We start from the raw sequence: 14,477 nt of genomic DNA, 5'->3' as shown, positions 1-14,477 counted from the left end.
ACCATGACCGTGCAATGTTTCAGCGAGAGATCGCCGATGCGCCAATCATGTTTCAAATGTTTCTGACCGAAGAAGCGGACCGTTATTCGGGATCGTAGATATAACCCAGGCCCCGCACCGTACGGATCACCGCCGGCTTCGACGGATTGTGCTCGATCTTCTTGCGGATGCGCGAGATTCGGATGTCGATGCTGCGATCAAACGGGTCCCATTCGCGGTCATGTGCACCTTCGAGGATCTGGTCGCGATTGAGTACGCGCCCGCGGCTCTTGGCGAACAGCTTGAGCAAGTTGAATTCCATCGCCGTCAGGGGAATTTGCTTGCCGTCTTCGTCAAACAGCTTGGCGGCTTCCAGGTCGAGCCAGGTCTTGCCGAACGGCAGGCGACCCTCCGCAGCATGGGGATTTTCGACCTCCTTCGTCGACGGACGGCGCAGCACAGCGCGGACCCTTGCGACGAGTTCGCGCAAATCGACAGGCTTTGAAAGATAGTCGTCGGCGCCCATCTCCAGGCCGACAATGCGGTCGACCGTCTCACCCGCTGCGGTCAGCATGATAACGCGCGGCGCATTCTCTTCGCCGTGCAGCGAGCGCAAGACCGAAAGCCCGTCCTCGCCCGGCATGTTGATATCGAGCAGAAGCAACTGGGGATCGCACTCGGCCATTACTTCGCGCAGGCTCGCGGCATCCTGCGCTTGCACTGTCGCGAAGCCATTCTTCTCGAGGTATTCAGCCAGCATTGCGCGCAGCGGTTCCTCGTCGTCACAGATGCAAATTAGCGTGGGTTCACCCATCTCAGCGGCTCCGTTTCACAATCTGGGAAGCCAGCGCGCGCAAGTCCTTGGGAGCAACAGGCTTCTCAAGGAACCGGCAGCCGCAGTTGTCGAGGAAGCCCCGCGTTTCCGGGCTCATCGTGCTGCCGGTGACGAAAGCAATTCGCTCTACCAGTTCGGGACGCTCTTCACGAGTGCGCTGGAGAAAGCCCTGTCCGCCGATACCCGGCATCTTGATGTCGACCAGAACGGCATCGAAGTCCTGCTCCGCGCATGCTGCGAGGCCGTCTTCCGCCGAATGGGCCATCTCCACCCGATAGCCGTCGCGGCGCAGGATTTCCGCGATCAGCGCAGCGACATCCTGCTCGTCATCGATCACCAGCACCTGACCGCGGCGATCTGTAGGGGCCAGGTCAGCGAGCGCCTCGTTCTTGGACTGGTCAACTTCCCCAAGCGGTAGGTGAATCCTGAAATGTGCGCCGACGTCTGAGGGAATAAGCTCGATCGACCCTCCGTGCGCGGTGAGCACACGGTGACAGAAGGCCAGTCCGATTCCGGTGCCTTGTCCCACTTCCTTGGTCGTGAAGAGTGGCTCGAATACGCGCTTTCCGACATGTGCCGGGATTCCCGGGCCGTCGTCAGCCACGTCGATCACCATCAGGTTGCGGCTGCGGTCCGGGCGGGCAGCAATCTCGATCCGGCCATCAGCACCCGCCTTTTCGATCGCCTGCTGCGCGTTGACCAGGAGGTTGGTGAAGACCTGTTCAAGCTGCGCCGGATCACCGGACAATGGTGGGAGATCGGCGGCGAAATTGCAGGAGACTTCAATGTTGAAATCCATCTCGCCTTCGCGCAGGCTGCGCACCGCACTGTCGAGCAGGCCCCGGAGGCCGAGTGTCTCTTTTGCGACCTGCTGTTCGCGCGCCATGGCTAGGAAGCTCTTCACGATCTTGGCACAGCGTTCGGCGGCCTTCTCGATTTGCTCGACGCGGCGCAAAATTTCCGGATCAACTGTTTCCTCACGCAGCATCAACGCATGGCCGACAACGACCGACAACGGATTGTTCAGCTCATGCGCTACGCCCGCCAGCAATTCCCCCAGGGCAGACAGTTTCTCGGTTTCAAAGATGCGCTCGCGTTGCGCGGCTAGCATCTTGCGCATTTCGACTTCCTTGGTGATGTCGACCAGCGCTGAAACTGCAACGTCCTCGCCGCGATATTCGATCAGCCGTGAGGAGAGCAGCGCCGGGAAGGTATTTCCGTCGGTATTCTTCAGCAGGATAGATACATCGTCGAGCCGGCCTTGCGGCAGGATCTCTGTCACGAAATCGGCAAGATCGGACCGCTTGGCGAAATGTTCGACCACCTTCTTGCCCGGCCCCAGAAGCTCGCGCGCAGCAGGAGAGCGATAGATGATCTGGCCGTCGTCCATGCGGGACATGACAAGATTGGCGGGGCAGGCTTCCATCACCTGACGCAGGAGAGCGTCAGCCTCGCGGTCGTATTCCTCGGCCATTTCGCGCCGCGTTACGTCGCGCTGGTCAAGTACGAAGCCGCCCGTGGAAATGGCCGTGAGCATGAATTCGTGCAGGCCCATGTCGCGCATTTCAATCACGGCGCGAACGCTCTTCCCGCCTGCTTCGTCAAGCTGTGCTTCCAGCCAGCGCAATCGCGACTGGGCCTCCAGGCTCATGACGCCGCGAGCAACCCATTCGACCAGCAAGTGGTCCCAGTCGAGCCCGACCTCGAGCAACTCGGCAAGCTGAGGATTGAGCCGGCCAAGTGCGGGGTTGGCATAGAGCATGCGCGCATCGGCATCGAACAGACCGACCCCCAGCGGGAAGGCGTCGATGAGCTCGCGAAACTGGCTGTCCAGTTCGTCCTTGTCGAGAGGAGGTGTCGCCGCCACTGGCCTGCCGCTACTCTATAGCGGGCTCGTGCCGCTATCGGGCAGGATCTGCACGACATCGGTCGATCCGCGATCGGGCAACTCGCAGGTGCCCGCAGCCTGGGTCTGGTGGTCGTCGCCGAACCTTGCGGCGAAGTCCGCCTCTGCCACTATCTCCATCGCGCCAGCTGCCTCGCGCAGGCGCATGGCATCGGCAACGGCGGGGCCGAAGACATCGTAAATGTACTTCTGCACCCCGACGACCGAGCCGATCACCGATCCGCTGGCGAGACCAATACGGCAGCTCCAGTCGATCGGGTGGCTGCGGTTGCGGTTTACGAGATAGCGCACGAAGCGCACTGCGGCATCGGTTACAGACTGTACGGAGCGCTCAGACGGGTCAGGCATTCCGGCCACGGTGATATAAAGGTCACCGACGGTCTTGATGCGCTCGCAGCCGAACTGGTCGCCGATGCGGTCGAAAGCCGTGTAGATGTCATTCAATTCGCTAACGATGACACCAGCATCCTGCTGCTCGACCGTGCGCGAGAAGTCGGCAAAGTCGAGACACAGGACCGCGACATTGTCGTAGGTACGCGGAGTCACCACTCCGAAGGTCTTGTATTCCTCGTAGACCGAGCGCGGCATCATATTGAGCAGCAGCTTTTCAACTTGCTCCTTTTCGCGCTTGATCTCGCGAGTGTTGCGTTCGACCATCATCGAGTAGGAATCGATCATCGATTCCAGTTCCTTGATGCGGCTGATGTTCTGGCACACGAGCACGGCGACCTTCTGGCTGCCTTCCAGGGCCGGATTGATGGTCATGGCAATGGTCATGGTGCGGCGGCGGACACGAAAACTTGCCTCACTGGTGAACTGGCCGGTATCTTCGAGCCGCTGCTTCACCTCGTCCACATCGATTTCGGGAAAGACGTCGCGCAACAGCTGGCCGGTTTCGATCTCGGCGAACCATTCCTTGAATGTGTCGTTGAAAAAGCGGAACTTGAACTCTGACGTGTCGAGCAGGGCAACGCCCACGCCGATGGCGCGCAGAAGTTGTTCGTTGATAGCTTCTATCGACATGGTCAGGTGTTGACCACGAGGCCGCGGCGAGCAGCAAAGGTGCCGACGATTTCTTGCGTATCATCGTCCTCCACGCCGTGGTCCCGCAGCACCTCGGTCAGGATCGTTGTCAGCTTGTCGAAATGCGCTTCGCTGATCGGCAAGTGGCTGTGCAGCTTTTGTATCTGGACATCGGTGTAGGAGGCAGGCCCGCCCATCATTGATGACACGAACTTGGTCTGGTGATCGACGATCTTGGCGAACTCCACATCATCGAAGAAGGGCCCGAGATCGTCGTCGTCGAGGATCCGCTCGTAGAGATCGAGGACGATCTTGCTGACGACCGAGAAGCCCCCGTACTTGTCAAACATCGAATTCTGTTGTGCCATGTATGTACCCCACCTTGCCCAAGCGCATGCTGCGCCCGCGCAGGTTTGAAATCAAGCTTGGACCATCAGGCTGCCGCGCGGCGGGCATAGAGATTCTCTGCAATCCAGAGCTGGTTCGCCTGCATTGCCGTGTTGAGCGACTTGTGCAGCGAGCCAAGGCCATCCAGCCCGCAGTCGTAACCGGCGATCTCGTCCGAGAGCCGAAAGATGTCGTAGGACAGGCCGTCGCGAATGGCCGGATATTCATCCAATTCTCCGCGCGCCCAGCTGTCGGCGAGCAGTTGTGCATCACGCAGCGCGTCAGTGATGCCGTGCGCAGTGATAGGATCCTTGAAGTAGCCGGCATCACCGACCAGCGCCCAGCCATCGCCGCAAGCTTCTCGCATGTGGCCCGGCTGGCCGGTGAAGGCGACGGTGCGGCCGACTAGCGCAGCGCCTGCGATTTCATGCGCCATCTGCGGCAGCATTTTGCGGACAGCATCAGAAAAGCCCTGCGCGCCGCGGGCCTGACGCAGATCGTAGTCTCCGTCGTGGGCTGCCGAGACGAAGACGCAAGCCTGGCCGTCATTGGTCGGGATCACCCCGCCGCCACAATCATCTCCCCAAAACCAGCGGTAGCCGCGTTGCTGAAGCCCGTTGAAATAGCCGTAGGCGACCTGCGACATATTGGTGCCGCGCTTTTTGAGGCTCGCACCGACATGGCGGGCGAGCGAAGAATTGCGGCCGTCAGCGCCGACAACAAGATCGGCCTTGATATCGTGCGGACCCTGGGTGCTGCGGATGGTCACGCCTATGACGCGGCCGCTCGGACTTCGCAGTACATCGGTCATTGCCACGCCGAACTGGGTATCGACCCCTGCTTCGCGCGCTGCGCGGACGAGCTGACGGTCGAGCACGGTACGGCGCGGGGCATAGAGCGCTTGCGTCCCGAAACTGTCTGAAAGGTCAATATCAATCGCGGGGCCATCACCGTAGATAAAGGACGTGCGGCGGATCGGCGGCGTGTTTTCGGCGATGATCGCGGGCAGCACGCCCCAGTTGTGCAACTGCATGACCGCTCCGCGCATGAGCGCATGGGTCGATAGCGTGTCGCTGCCTTCCGCCGCGCGGTCGAGCAGCAGCACCTTCGCCCCGTGGCGGGCCATGAGCATGGCTGTTGCGGCACCTGCGCAGCGCGCGCCGATCACGATGGCATCGTAGTGCTGGGCCTGGAGGATATTGGTCACGGTACTTCTCCCTATGCGACCCGCAGGCCTTCATGTGCATGCAGGTAGTTGGCGATAATCGGAGCGATTGCTTCTGCGTCGCGGCCAACACCATCGATAAAGCTCGAAGCGCGATGACGCATGAAGGGCAGGCCCAAGGCGAACAGGCCGGGCACGTCGCACAATCCGCCATGCTGCCGCAGCTCGCCCTGCGCATCGCAGGCATCGAAATGGATCCATGAATAATCGCGGCGATAGCCAGTCGCCCAAAGCACGGTGGAAATGCCATGCTCGCGTAGGTCAATGGCACCAGCCATAGGTATCAAGAGGCCGCCGAGCTTGTGTGCCTGCGGTTCCTCTGGCGCGTCGATCCCGGCACTTTCGATAAAGCTGTCGATGCCTGAAAGCATGCGCTGCCTGCGCTGCTCGGCGCGGGCCATGCCTTCAGGCAGGTCATCGGCAAATCCGATAACGCTGCCCGCCGCGCTAACGGCACGGCCAGCCACGATAACCCCGGAGCGGGCCAGGCTGAAAAGATCGACCTCGCGAGCATCGCCGCTGCCGATAAGTTGCAGCGACGGCTGCGCGATCAGCTGTGCCGGCGACCGGCCACCCGGTGTGCGATCGGCAAGGAAGCCGCTGGCGTCGAGCCACTCGAACAGGTCGCGGCCACGATAGCGTCGCGGCGAGCGGACATGGCTACCCGCAGCAAGCATGGTCTGGCGTCCACTGGCCGCGATTTCTCCGGCAAGCTGCACGCCGGTGGCTGAAGCGCCAACCACCAGCACCCCGCCTTCAGGCAAGTGATCCACACCGCGATATTGTGAGGACGAGATCTGCTGGATGGCAGCTGAGAGCTTGCGGCCCCAGCCAGGAATGCGCGGGCGGTCGCAGGCACCGGTCGCGACAACCACACTGCGCGCGATCCAGCTTCCGTGAGAGGTAACAGCGCGAAACCGGTCGCCCAGCTTCTCGAGTGCAAGCACATCGATATTCTCGATGACCGGCAGTCCTTGTGTTCTGGCATAGCCCTGGAGGCGTTCGGCAAGGTCCGCCGCGCCCAGGAAGCCATCGGCCTCTCCAGCCAGCTGCTGACCCGGAAGACGCGTCATCCAGCCGGGCGTCAGCAGGCGTAGCGAAGGCCAGCGCGCTTCGGTCCAGCGGTTGGCGAGGGAGCCGCGTTCGAGCACGACATTCTCGATGCCGGCTTCGACCAGGCAGCGGCTCATCGCGAGGCCAGCCTGACCCCCGCCGATAATCAGGCAATCGATAAACTGCGTCATGAAACGAACTCCAGTGAATTGGTCCGCCTCTTGTCGCTTCTGAACGTATCGCTCGTGTGCCGTCAGCCGGACTTTCGTGTTTCAATCGTTTCAGCCGCGACCGTGCAGGAAACGCAAAGGCCCGCCGCATTTTGAATGCGACGAGCCAGCCGGGGGCGTTCTGCATGGGTCCGCAAGTGGTTCTTGCCGTAGCGGCGTGGTTATGGAAGCCACCACATTTTTGCTCCTGCGGGTTGATAGCAATCGCCTGCATGATCGCGCGCGAACTGGCTGTAGTTCCTGTTCCCGCTTTGAAGATTGTTGTCATTTGCAGGGTGGCTTAGGGGGACGGAGGCGGGACGCTTGGTAGTTCCTCGGCCCGGGACAACGAGTGGTTCCGTTTGGCCATGTGTGGGTTTGTGCGCATTTCTCCAATCATCCTGCAGGGCAGGGCTTTTCTCGTTTGGCTTGGTCATTTTCTTTTCCTGTTTGTCCGTGAGAAGCTGTCTGTTCCTGCGAGGATTGTGTTGGGCTTCGCGATCAAGGCCATGATTCCCGCACTTCGGGGCGACGCGCCATAAGGTTGCCGGTCGCCCCGCGATGCGGAAAGAAGCGGCTGTCAGCCCACCTTGGCGGCGACAGCAACGGGAACGCCGTTGGTCATCACATCGAACACGGCCGAGCGAGCCACCGACTGGCGCACGATCTTTTCGAGCGTTTCATCATCGGCATCGCCCTTGATCGCGACGGTGACGCGGACGCCCTGGAAGCCGTTGCGGACCTGCGGATCGAGGCCAAGAATGCCGTTGAGATCGATATCGCCTTCGACGGTGCATTCGACCGATTCCAGCTGGACCTGGCGCATCGAGGCAATGTTGCCGATGCCGGCGGTCAGGCAGGCGCACAGCGCACCGAGCAGCAGTTCTGCCGGGGTCGGTGCGTTGCCGGTGCCGCACAGCACTTCGGGGTGGTCGCCTTCAACGGCATAGGACTGCTTGTGCTCGTTCTCGGCACAAGCGCCGTAGAAGTCCTTGAACTGCACGCGGCTGTGAGTGCCTGCCAACCACTCGCCATTGGCGCGGAAGGTGAAGCGGGCGATCTCGCGCTGGCTATCGACTGCGCCGAGTGTGGCGACGAAGGTCGGGACATCGACGCCGTTCATGGCAACGCGGGCGGGCTTGGTCAGGGTATCGGTCATTGCGGTAGTCTCCATCAATCATTCCCGTCACCGTGACGGGGGACGAATGGCTAACTGGGCCGCCAATGTTTCTGCCCGATGCCGCAAAGGCCTTATTTGGGTTTCAATCGTTTCAGAGCGCTCAGCGCCCGTATCCGTTCTGTATGGGAACCAAGCAGTCTGCTGACGGCCCAAATGCTGTCGAGCACAAAGCGATATCCGTGAATGTCCGCTTTGCACCCCGGCGCGGCCGTCTCCGTTGCATTCCGGGCCTCCCAGTAATTGACGGTCCGCTCTTTCTCGACTTGGCACCTAACTGGCGTGCCATGGTGGATGAAGCCCTGGGCGACAGGAACGCAAGGAACGCAAGCGAGGCATCTGTTCCTCTTGTTCCTACAGTTCCAAAGGATGCGCCGCTCCTGCACAAGCTGGTTGCCGAGGCGCTCAAGTAGGGCTGCAACGCCCGCTTCAGATATTCTCGCACAGCAATCCTGGTGGGAGCCGGAGCCACAGATGCTGCCGCCGTTTCCCCGCCGCTGTAGCGCGGTCCGAAGTTTGATTACTGTATCAATTTGAGATTTGGCATTGTAACTTCATTTACTTCGTAAGACGATTTCTGAAGAAGTTGCAGATCCACTTTTCCGGTCGGGGAAGGCGAGTGCATGCCAAGCTAGAACAATACGTGGTTATAGGAGCCTTCGTGCTGGCCGCGATTGTCCAGATCGCGCTTGCGAGTGTAGGCGTCCTTGGTTTCAGGCCGCTCTCCTACCTCAGCAATGCACAGCTGTACCTTGCAACCATAGTGGTGATCGTCGGCGGCCAAATCCTGATCGCGCTAGCCATTCTGAAGCCCAAGAGTCCCTTGCAACTGGTGAGGAGCAAGTTCGTTGAGGACTATCAAGCCAAGCTGAAGCGAGGATTGCTGCTGGTCATTGCGCTGGTGGTGTTCATGCCCGCCTTTTCCGCCATGAAAAGTGCCATTCCACTGTTCAACAGCTACGGGTGGGATGCGACCCTTATTGATCTGGACAGGTTGATACACGGGCGGGATGCCTGGCTGATCCTGCAACCCGTCTTCGGCTATCCATTCGTCACCTTCCTGCTCGCGATCGCCTACCATTCTTGGATACTGCTGATTTACGCGGGCGGCGTGTACTTCGCCGTCTACGAAGACAACCGTGCTTTGGCTTTGCGCTACTTCATTGCCTATTTTTCCATCTGGATCCTTGGAGGCGTTTGCATGGCCATCGGCTTCGCATCCGTCGGTCCGTGTTTCGCTTCTCCAATACTCGGAATCGACACTTTCGAAGGGCAAATGACTTATCTGCAGGCTGCGAATACGCAGTATCCGGTGCTTGTGTTGGATGTTCAGCAGCGGCTGCTCGACTGGCACTTCAGTGGCAGCCACGGTCTGGGCAGGGGCATTACCGCCATGCCATCCATGCATGTCGCGCTTGCATTCCTGTTCTTCCTGGCGATGCGCCACGTCAGCAAGTGGGCAGGAATTGCTTTTGGAGCGTTCTTCGTGGTTATCCTGATCGGCTCGGTCCATCTCGCTTACCATTATGCCGTCGATGGATATGTCTCGATCATCCTGACCGCGTTGATCTGGAAGGCTTCAGGATGGGTGCTTCGCCCGGCTGTCGCCTGACCGGGCAGTCAGCCTGCCAAGGAGGCGAATTGCCAGAAGGCCGATACTACGGTTACTATGGTTCAACGAAGGGGGGTAAGATGTCGCAGAGCAAGCTTGCGCTCGGACCGTTCCAGTTCCTGGCGACACTTGCCTGGAGCTTCTTGCTTGTCTTTGCAATCTCCGAGGCATCTCCCGCATGGAGCCAGGATGTTCCTGCTGTCGTTAACGTCAGCGATACTGTCCAGGATACTGTCGACACCGCCTTTGCCCCCGAAGGCGAACGAGAAACTTCCGTGCCTGCTGCAAGGACGGAGGAGCGTCGCGGCGTGGGCATCATTGTCGGCAGGGCGCTGGATCTTGTCGGCACTACGTCGTCAGCAAGCCGGGAAAACTTCGGCGACAGTTCGCGGGTAAGTTCCTTTTCCGACACGCCGGTAATTTTGATCAGTGCCTCCCGTGTTCCGCTGATAATGCCCATGGAAGCAATGCGCGTGACAAGCGGGTTTGGCGTCCGCCGTGCGCCGATGGTGGGCGCGTCGCGGCACCACGCGGGGATCGATATCGGTGCGCCCGCGGGGACGCCAATCATAGCAACGGGCGATGCAACGGTCACCAGCGCCGGGCGCTCCCGCGGCTATGGCCTGCTGGTGGTTCTGGATCACGGAGAAGGGCTGGAAACCAGATATGCCCATATGTCCCGCCTCGCCGTTGCCACGGGAGATCGTGTGAGTGCAGGCCAGATCATAGGTTTCGTCGGATCTACCGGCACCGCCACGGGTCCGCACTTGCATTATGAAACGCGCGAAAACGGCGAAGCCGTCGATCCGTTGAGCCGGTAAATTGGCCTTGGGGGCAGCTGGCCGCAGCTGGTTTTGATGGAGTTACTCGTGGGATCCAGCTGCCATCGCCGCTACATCGTGGCCTACGGACTGATCATTCTGCTGGCACTTTTGCCGGAGCTGGCGCTGACCATGATCTCGGATGACTATGATCTTCCACCGGTCGGCCAGGGGCGGTTTCCGTTTGTAGTATTTTCGATCGCCATCGCCGGAATGATTGCCTTGCTGCGACCACTTTACCTGGTCGTGCGCCTGCACCCGTCGCCAGCCAAGCAGTTGCTTGCCGATGTACGAACTCACTTGCCGACGCTTATTGCCATGACGATCATGATCCTGGCCTTGCCCGAGACACTCGATGCGGCCACGCGATTCAAGAAGATTATCCCGCAAATCCAACCGTTCTACCTCGATCCGGCAGTTGCCGAGCTTGAGCGGAGCCTTCTTGGAATGGATGCTTGGCGTTACACCCATGCATTCATTGGCCCGGTAGGAACGCGGATAATCGATACCGTCTATGGCTACTGGCACCTCGTCAATATCGGCTTGTTGTGCTGGATATGCCTTACTCCGGATCGACGGTTCCAGATCCTTGCCGGTTTAAGCTACCAACTTGCCTGGCTTGTGCTCGGCGCGGGCATGGCGACAGCACTCTCTTCCGTCGGCCCATGTTTCTATGAAACGTTCTTTGGAGCTGATGATTTTGCCCCTCTGATGGAGCGTTTGCACGCGATTGGCGACACGGACGGGCTCCATTCACTGACTGCTATGGATTACCTGCTCGCCTCCGCAGGAACGGATGCCATCGGGGGTGGTATTTCTGCCTTGCCGTCCCTGCACGTCGCAATCGCAACGCTCGCCGTGCTGGTGGCCAGGGAGAAGTTCCGCGGATCCGCTTGGCCGACGGCTCTTGCAGCCGTCTACGCCGGGACCATTTTCGTCGGCTCGGTGCACCTTGGCTGGCACTATGCGATCGACGGTCTGCTTGGCGCGGCGGGCATGCTGGCAATCTGGTTCCCGTTAAAACTGGCGTTAAATCGCCTGCTCCCCGATGTGACTGGCTCTCATGAAGGGCGCGCTCCTCGCACCTAAAGGACTGCGAACAAGGAACCAATCTCGCCGAATCGCAGCGAGTCCGATTCGGCGAGACTGGTCAAGGAGGTGTGCTCAAATATCAACAGATTTACCTTGATTTCCGAAGTGGGTTAACAACTAAACCATCGAAATTAAGGAAAAAATTCGCGTACGTGAAACTCCGTTGAGTATTTATACCGATATGTCACTATTAATGCAGGCAAACGGCGCCAGGAAGTTGCCACCGGCCCACAAGGGGAATGTGGGGGTGGTGGCAACGGCGCGGATTGACCGGGCCAACCGGAAATAGATGCCGGGGCCATTCTTAATCAATTGGGGTATTTGAAAATGCGTAATTTTATCCAACAGTTCGTCCGCGACGAATCCGGCGCTTCGGCTGCCGAATATGCCTTGATCCTCGTGATCGTGGGCGTCGGCATCGTGCTTGGTGCTCTCGCTCTGGGTGATGCAATCGGCACCGCCATGAGCGATGCTGCAACCTGCATCGACAACGGCACCAGCGGTTCGTGCTAACAGCGATGGAGCCCGCGCCAAGTGCGCGGGCTCTTTCCATTATGATTAACATGCATTACTAATGGAGAAACTTCGCGACTTGGGGGGAGCGAATGAACCAGCGTAACCTAATAATTGTCGGCGTCGCCGCTGCCTTGGGTCTCTTGGCGGTATATCTTGCCAACGTCTGGTTCTCTGGTGTCGAAGAGCAGCAGGATACTTTCGTTGCCGAACAGGAATTGGTGACCATCGCGGTCGCTTCACAAGAAATGGAGTTCGGCACTCCGCTCAATAACGACAATGTTCGCATGGCCAGTTGGCCTGCAGACTCGGTGCCTCAAGGCGCTATCTTGGACGATGCGGGACTGGCCCGGGGCAGGGTTGCCATTCGTCCTATCGCCATGGGCGAACCTATTCTCCAATCTAGAATTTCGGGACGCGCTTCGCTCTCGGCCAACCTCCCGTTGGACATGCGCGCCGTCTCCATTCCGGTCAACGAAGTCACCGGGGTAGCGGGCTTCGTCTTGCCCGGTGACGTGGTCGACGTTTTGCTGACGAGCGACGATATTACCACGACCTTGCTTGAGAACGTCCTGGTGCTGGCGATCGACCGGCGCTCGAACGAGCAAAACAACGAACCTGCGGTAGTCGAGACCGCCACCTTGCAGGTCGATCCCATCGCTGCCCAGCAGCTGACGCTGGCGCGCCAGATCGGCAATCTTACACTGGCGCTGCGCAATGTCGAAAACCAGCAAATGGGTCCGATGCCGCGCACAAGTCGCGCGGATCTGGGGCGCAGGCCGGTAGCGACTGGCCGCGATGCGCCCGTTCGCGTGGCGGCACCGCCGAGACAGGCCCTGCCGCAGAGCAATTCCTCCTCGTCCCCGAGCACCCGCAGGACCGGTCCTGAAATGGTAATCGTTCGAGGCACCACGCCCACTAGCTACGAGGTGCAACGCAATGGTTCTCGCTAAATCTCTCGCCGCGGCGACGTTGTCCGTCGCCGCCCTGTTGGCGACGGCGCCGTCGCAGCCGGCCATTGCGCAGGTTTCCGCCGGGGATGTGCACGCCGGCACGATCGAACTCCCACTCAACAAGAGCAGGGTGATCAATACCGACCAGCCGATTGCACGCGTTATGATCGGCAATTCCGAAATTGCCGATGTCCTGCCGCTGACGGACCAGTCCGTTTACGTGCTTGGTCGCTCGATGGGCACGACCAGCCTGACGCTTTACGGTGACGGCGGGCGGTTGCTTGCAGTGATGGATCTGGCCGTGGGACCGGATATCGAAGCCTATCAGCAACAGGTCGACAGGCTCATCTCGGGAAGCGATATCCAGGCTTCTATCTCGGGTTCATCCATGGTCCTGACCGGCGTGGTTTCGGATGCCGGAGCCGTCGACCGAGCGGTCCAGCTTGCGCAAACCTATGCTGGCGACAATGTGGTGAACCTTATTTCTGTAGGCAGCAGCCAGCAGGTGATGCTGGAGGTACGTTTTGCCGAAGTGAACCGCCGCGTCACCGAAGAGCTTGGCATACGCGGGATCGGTGTTTCCGAAGGGGGCAGTTTTCGCGGAGTCTTTGGTGGTGGCGCCAGCTATTCGCCTGGCAACGGGGTCACTCCGGGGTCAGCGGCATCCAGCCTGATTGTCGATTCCTTCGGCATATTCTCGAATGTTTTCAGTATCGGAAATGTCGATATCGAAGGAGTGCTGACCGCGCTTGAGCGACGCGGTTTTGCGAGGACGCTGGCCGAGCCGACGCTGGTGGCCCTTTCGGGCGAAACCGCGTCCTTTCTGGCCGGTGGCGAATACCCAATCCCCGTGACGCAGAGCAGCAGCAACAACGCATCCGCGATCACGGTGGAATTCAAGCCTTTCGGTGTCAGCTTGGCTTTCACACCGACGGTTCTCGCCGACAATACTATCAACCTGCGTGTCGAGCCGGAGGTTTCGTCGATCGATCCGACCGCTTCGATCAGCCTCAATGACATCACCATTCCCGGCCTTCAGACGCGTCGGGCGAGCACGGTGATTGAAATGCGCGATGGTGAGAGTTTCGCAATTGCGGGCCTGTTGCAGGACGACATCCAGTCCGTGGTTCGGCAACTCCCGCTCCTCGGATCAATCCCCATTATCGGTTCACTGTTCCGCTCGACTGAATTCCAGCAGGGCCAGACCGAACTGCTGATCGTTGTCACGCCGCGGCTTGTCCAACCGATCCGTCCTGGGCAGGTCTACCTGCCGACCGATCGGGTGGAAGATCCTGACCCGGTCGACACGTTCCTGCTTGGCGAGTCCTACGATCCACGCCCTGCTCGGACCGCAGAGGATGCTGGCGACGATGATCTTCCGGGAGGCGATTATGAATACTAAGATTTGCATGCCAGTCGTGTTCGCACTTGGCCTTTCGCTTTCGGCCTGCGGAATGAACAGCGTCATGGAGCGACCGGGCGATAGCCAGTTCGGCGAAGCAAACCGGCAGACAATGATGGCCCAGGTCGTCGATCCCGATCCCGTATACGACGGCCCCATGACGACGAGTGGCGAGCATGCCGCGGATGCCGTCGAGCGCTATCGCAACGATGCTGTCAAAGACCCGGTTCGGGTTCGCACCACAAACGCCGGTGTCGGCTCGGGCCGCGGAGGCGACTGACCAGGAGAGT

General features: G+C 59.9%; 14 protein-coding genes. 7 read left to right on the top strand and 7 right to left on the bottom strand.

Features of this window, described 5'->3' with window-relative positions; all coding sequences use genetic code 11:
- Positions 1 to 82: 82 nt before the first annotated feature.
- The 7 genes from AAEO60_RS10135 to AAEO60_RS10105 form a co-directional block, all read right to left on the bottom strand.
- Positions 83 to 793, bottom strand: coding sequence for a response regulator (locus tag AAEO60_RS10135; RefSeq protein ID WP_341673598.1), 711 nt, complete (start codon positions 791 to 793; stop codon positions 83 to 85).
- Between the two features lies 1 nt (position 794).
- Positions 795 to 2,681, bottom strand: a complete 1,887-nt coding sequence (locus AAEO60_RS10130; RefSeq protein WP_341673597.1) for a hybrid sensor histidine kinase/response regulator — start codon at positions 2,679 to 2,681, stop codon at positions 795 to 797.
- Between the two features lie 15 nt (positions 2,682 to 2,696).
- Positions 2,697 to 3,743, bottom strand: a complete 1,047-nt coding sequence (locus tag AAEO60_RS10125; RefSeq protein ID WP_341673596.1) for an adenylate/guanylate cyclase domain-containing protein — start codon at positions 3,741 to 3,743, stop codon at positions 2,697 to 2,699.
- A gap of 2 nt (positions 3,744 to 3,745) precedes the next feature.
- Complete coding sequence (locus tag AAEO60_RS10120) at positions 3,746 to 4,111, bottom strand: group I truncated hemoglobin (RefSeq protein ID WP_341673595.1); 366 nt, start codon at positions 4,109 to 4,111, stop codon at positions 3,746 to 3,748.
- Positions 4,112 to 4,176: 65 nt separating this feature from the next.
- Entirely contained in the window at positions 4,177 to 5,337 is a 1,161-nt protein-coding gene (locus AAEO60_RS10115) for an NAD(P)/FAD-dependent oxidoreductase (RefSeq protein ID WP_341673594.1), read from the bottom strand.
- An 11-nt stretch (positions 5,338 to 5,348) separates the two neighbouring features.
- Entirely contained in the window at positions 5,349 to 6,599 is a 1,251-nt protein-coding gene (locus tag AAEO60_RS10110) for a flavin-containing monooxygenase (RefSeq protein WP_341673593.1), read from the bottom strand.
- Between the two features lie 598 nt (positions 6,600 to 7,197).
- Positions 7,198 to 7,776 (bottom strand): OsmC family protein, encoded by a 579-nt coding sequence (locus tag AAEO60_RS10105; RefSeq protein ID WP_341673592.1) that lies wholly within the window; start codon positions 7,774 to 7,776, stop codon positions 7,198 to 7,200.
- A gap of 679 nt (positions 7,777 to 8,455) precedes the next feature.
- Between AAEO60_RS10105 and AAEO60_RS10100 the strand changes: the two genes are divergently transcribed.
- The 7 genes from AAEO60_RS10100 (at position 8,456) to AAEO60_RS10070 (ending at position 14,467) form a co-directional block, all read left to right on the top strand.
- Positions 8,456 to 9,406: a phosphatase PAP2 family protein gene (locus AAEO60_RS10100; protein ID WP_341673591.1), complete on the top strand. Its 951-nt coding sequence runs from the start codon at positions 8,456 to 8,458 to the stop codon at positions 9,404 to 9,406.
- A gap of 80 nt (positions 9,407 to 9,486) precedes the next feature.
- Positions 9,487 to 10,227, top strand: a complete 741-nt coding sequence (locus AAEO60_RS10095) for a M23 family metallopeptidase (protein WP_341673590.1) — start codon at positions 9,487 to 9,489, stop codon at positions 10,225 to 10,227.
- Positions 10,228 to 10,263: 36 nt separating this feature from the next.
- On the top strand, positions 10,264 to 11,316 hold the full coding sequence (locus AAEO60_RS10090) for a phosphatase PAP2 family protein (protein ID WP_341673589.1): 1,053 nt from the start codon (positions 10,264 to 10,266) through the stop codon (positions 11,314 to 11,316).
- Between the two features lie 330 nt (positions 11,317 to 11,646).
- Positions 11,647 to 11,832, top strand: a complete 186-nt coding sequence (locus tag AAEO60_RS10085) for a Flp family type IVb pilin (RefSeq protein ID WP_341673588.1) — start codon at positions 11,647 to 11,649, stop codon at positions 11,830 to 11,832.
- A gap of 92 nt (positions 11,833 to 11,924) precedes the next feature.
- The gene (gene cpaB / locus AAEO60_RS10080) at positions 11,925 to 12,785 is read left to right on the top strand and encodes a Flp pilus assembly protein CpaB (RefSeq protein ID WP_341673587.1); all 861 of its coding nucleotides are present in this window, start codon (positions 11,925 to 11,927) and stop codon (positions 12,783 to 12,785) included.
- On the top strand, positions 12,772 to 14,187 hold the full coding sequence (locus AAEO60_RS10075; protein ID WP_341673586.1) for a type II and III secretion system protein family protein: 1,416 nt from the start codon (positions 12,772 to 12,774) through the stop codon (positions 14,185 to 14,187). Before cpaB ends, AAEO60_RS10075 begins: the two co-directional genes overlap by 14 nt.
- Positions 14,177 to 14,467: a hypothetical protein gene (locus AAEO60_RS10070; RefSeq protein ID WP_341673585.1), complete on the top strand. Its 291-nt coding sequence runs from the start codon at positions 14,177 to 14,179 to the stop codon at positions 14,465 to 14,467. Before AAEO60_RS10075 ends, AAEO60_RS10070 begins: the two co-directional genes overlap by 11 nt.
- Positions 14,468 to 14,477 lie beyond the last annotated feature (10 nt).

Source organism: Aurantiacibacter gilvus, from assembly GCF_038289935.1.
GTDB classification, from domain to species: Bacteria; Pseudomonadota; Alphaproteobacteria; order Sphingomonadales; family Sphingomonadaceae; genus Alteraurantiacibacter; species Alteraurantiacibacter gilvus.
Note: the sequence above shows the minus strand (reverse complement) of the source record. Positions and strands in the feature narration are given on the sequence as shown.

What these genes read in the sequence shown, in the direction of transcription:
- AAEO60_RS10125 (WP_341673596.1), bottom strand. Translation starts at nt 3,743, where the DNA reads ATGTCGATAGAAGCTATCAACGAACAACTTCTGCGCGCCATCGGCGTG.
- AAEO60_RS10095 (WP_341673590.1), top strand. Translation starts at nt 9,487, where the DNA reads ATGTCGCAGAGCAAGCTTGCGCTCGGACCGTTCCAGTTCCTGGCGACA.
- cpaB (WP_341673587.1), top strand. Translation starts at nt 11,925, where the DNA reads ATGAACCAGCGTAACCTAATAATTGTCGGCGTCGCCGCTGCCTTGGGT.
- AAEO60_RS10070 (WP_341673585.1), top strand. Translation starts at nt 14,177, where the DNA reads ATGAATACTAAGATTTGCATGCCAGTCGTGTTCGCACTTGGCCTTTCG.
- AAEO60_RS10110 (WP_341673593.1), bottom strand. Translation starts at nt 6,599, where the DNA reads ATGACGCAGTTTATCGATTGCCTGATTATCGGCGGGGGTCAGGCTGGC.
- AAEO60_RS10075 (WP_341673586.1), top strand. Translation starts at nt 12,772, where the DNA reads ATGGTTCTCGCTAAATCTCTCGCCGCGGCGACGTTGTCCGTCGCCGCC.
- AAEO60_RS10105 (WP_341673592.1), bottom strand. Translation starts at nt 7,776, where the DNA reads ATGACCGATACCCTGACCAAGCCCGCCCGCGTTGCCATGAACGGCGTC.
- AAEO60_RS10085 (WP_341673588.1), top strand. Translation starts at nt 11,647, where the DNA reads ATGCGTAATTTTATCCAACAGTTCGTCCGCGACGAATCCGGCGCTTCG.
- AAEO60_RS10090 (WP_341673589.1), top strand. Translation starts at nt 10,264, where the DNA reads ATGGAGTTACTCGTGGGATCCAGCTGCCATCGCCGCTACATCGTGGCC.
- AAEO60_RS10135 (WP_341673598.1), bottom strand. Translation starts at nt 793, where the DNA reads ATGGGTGAACCCACGCTAATTTGCATCTGTGACGACGAGGAACCGCTG.
- AAEO60_RS10120 (WP_341673595.1), bottom strand. Translation starts at nt 4,111, where the DNA reads ATGGCACAACAGAATTCGATGTTTGACAAGTACGGGGGCTTCTCGGTC.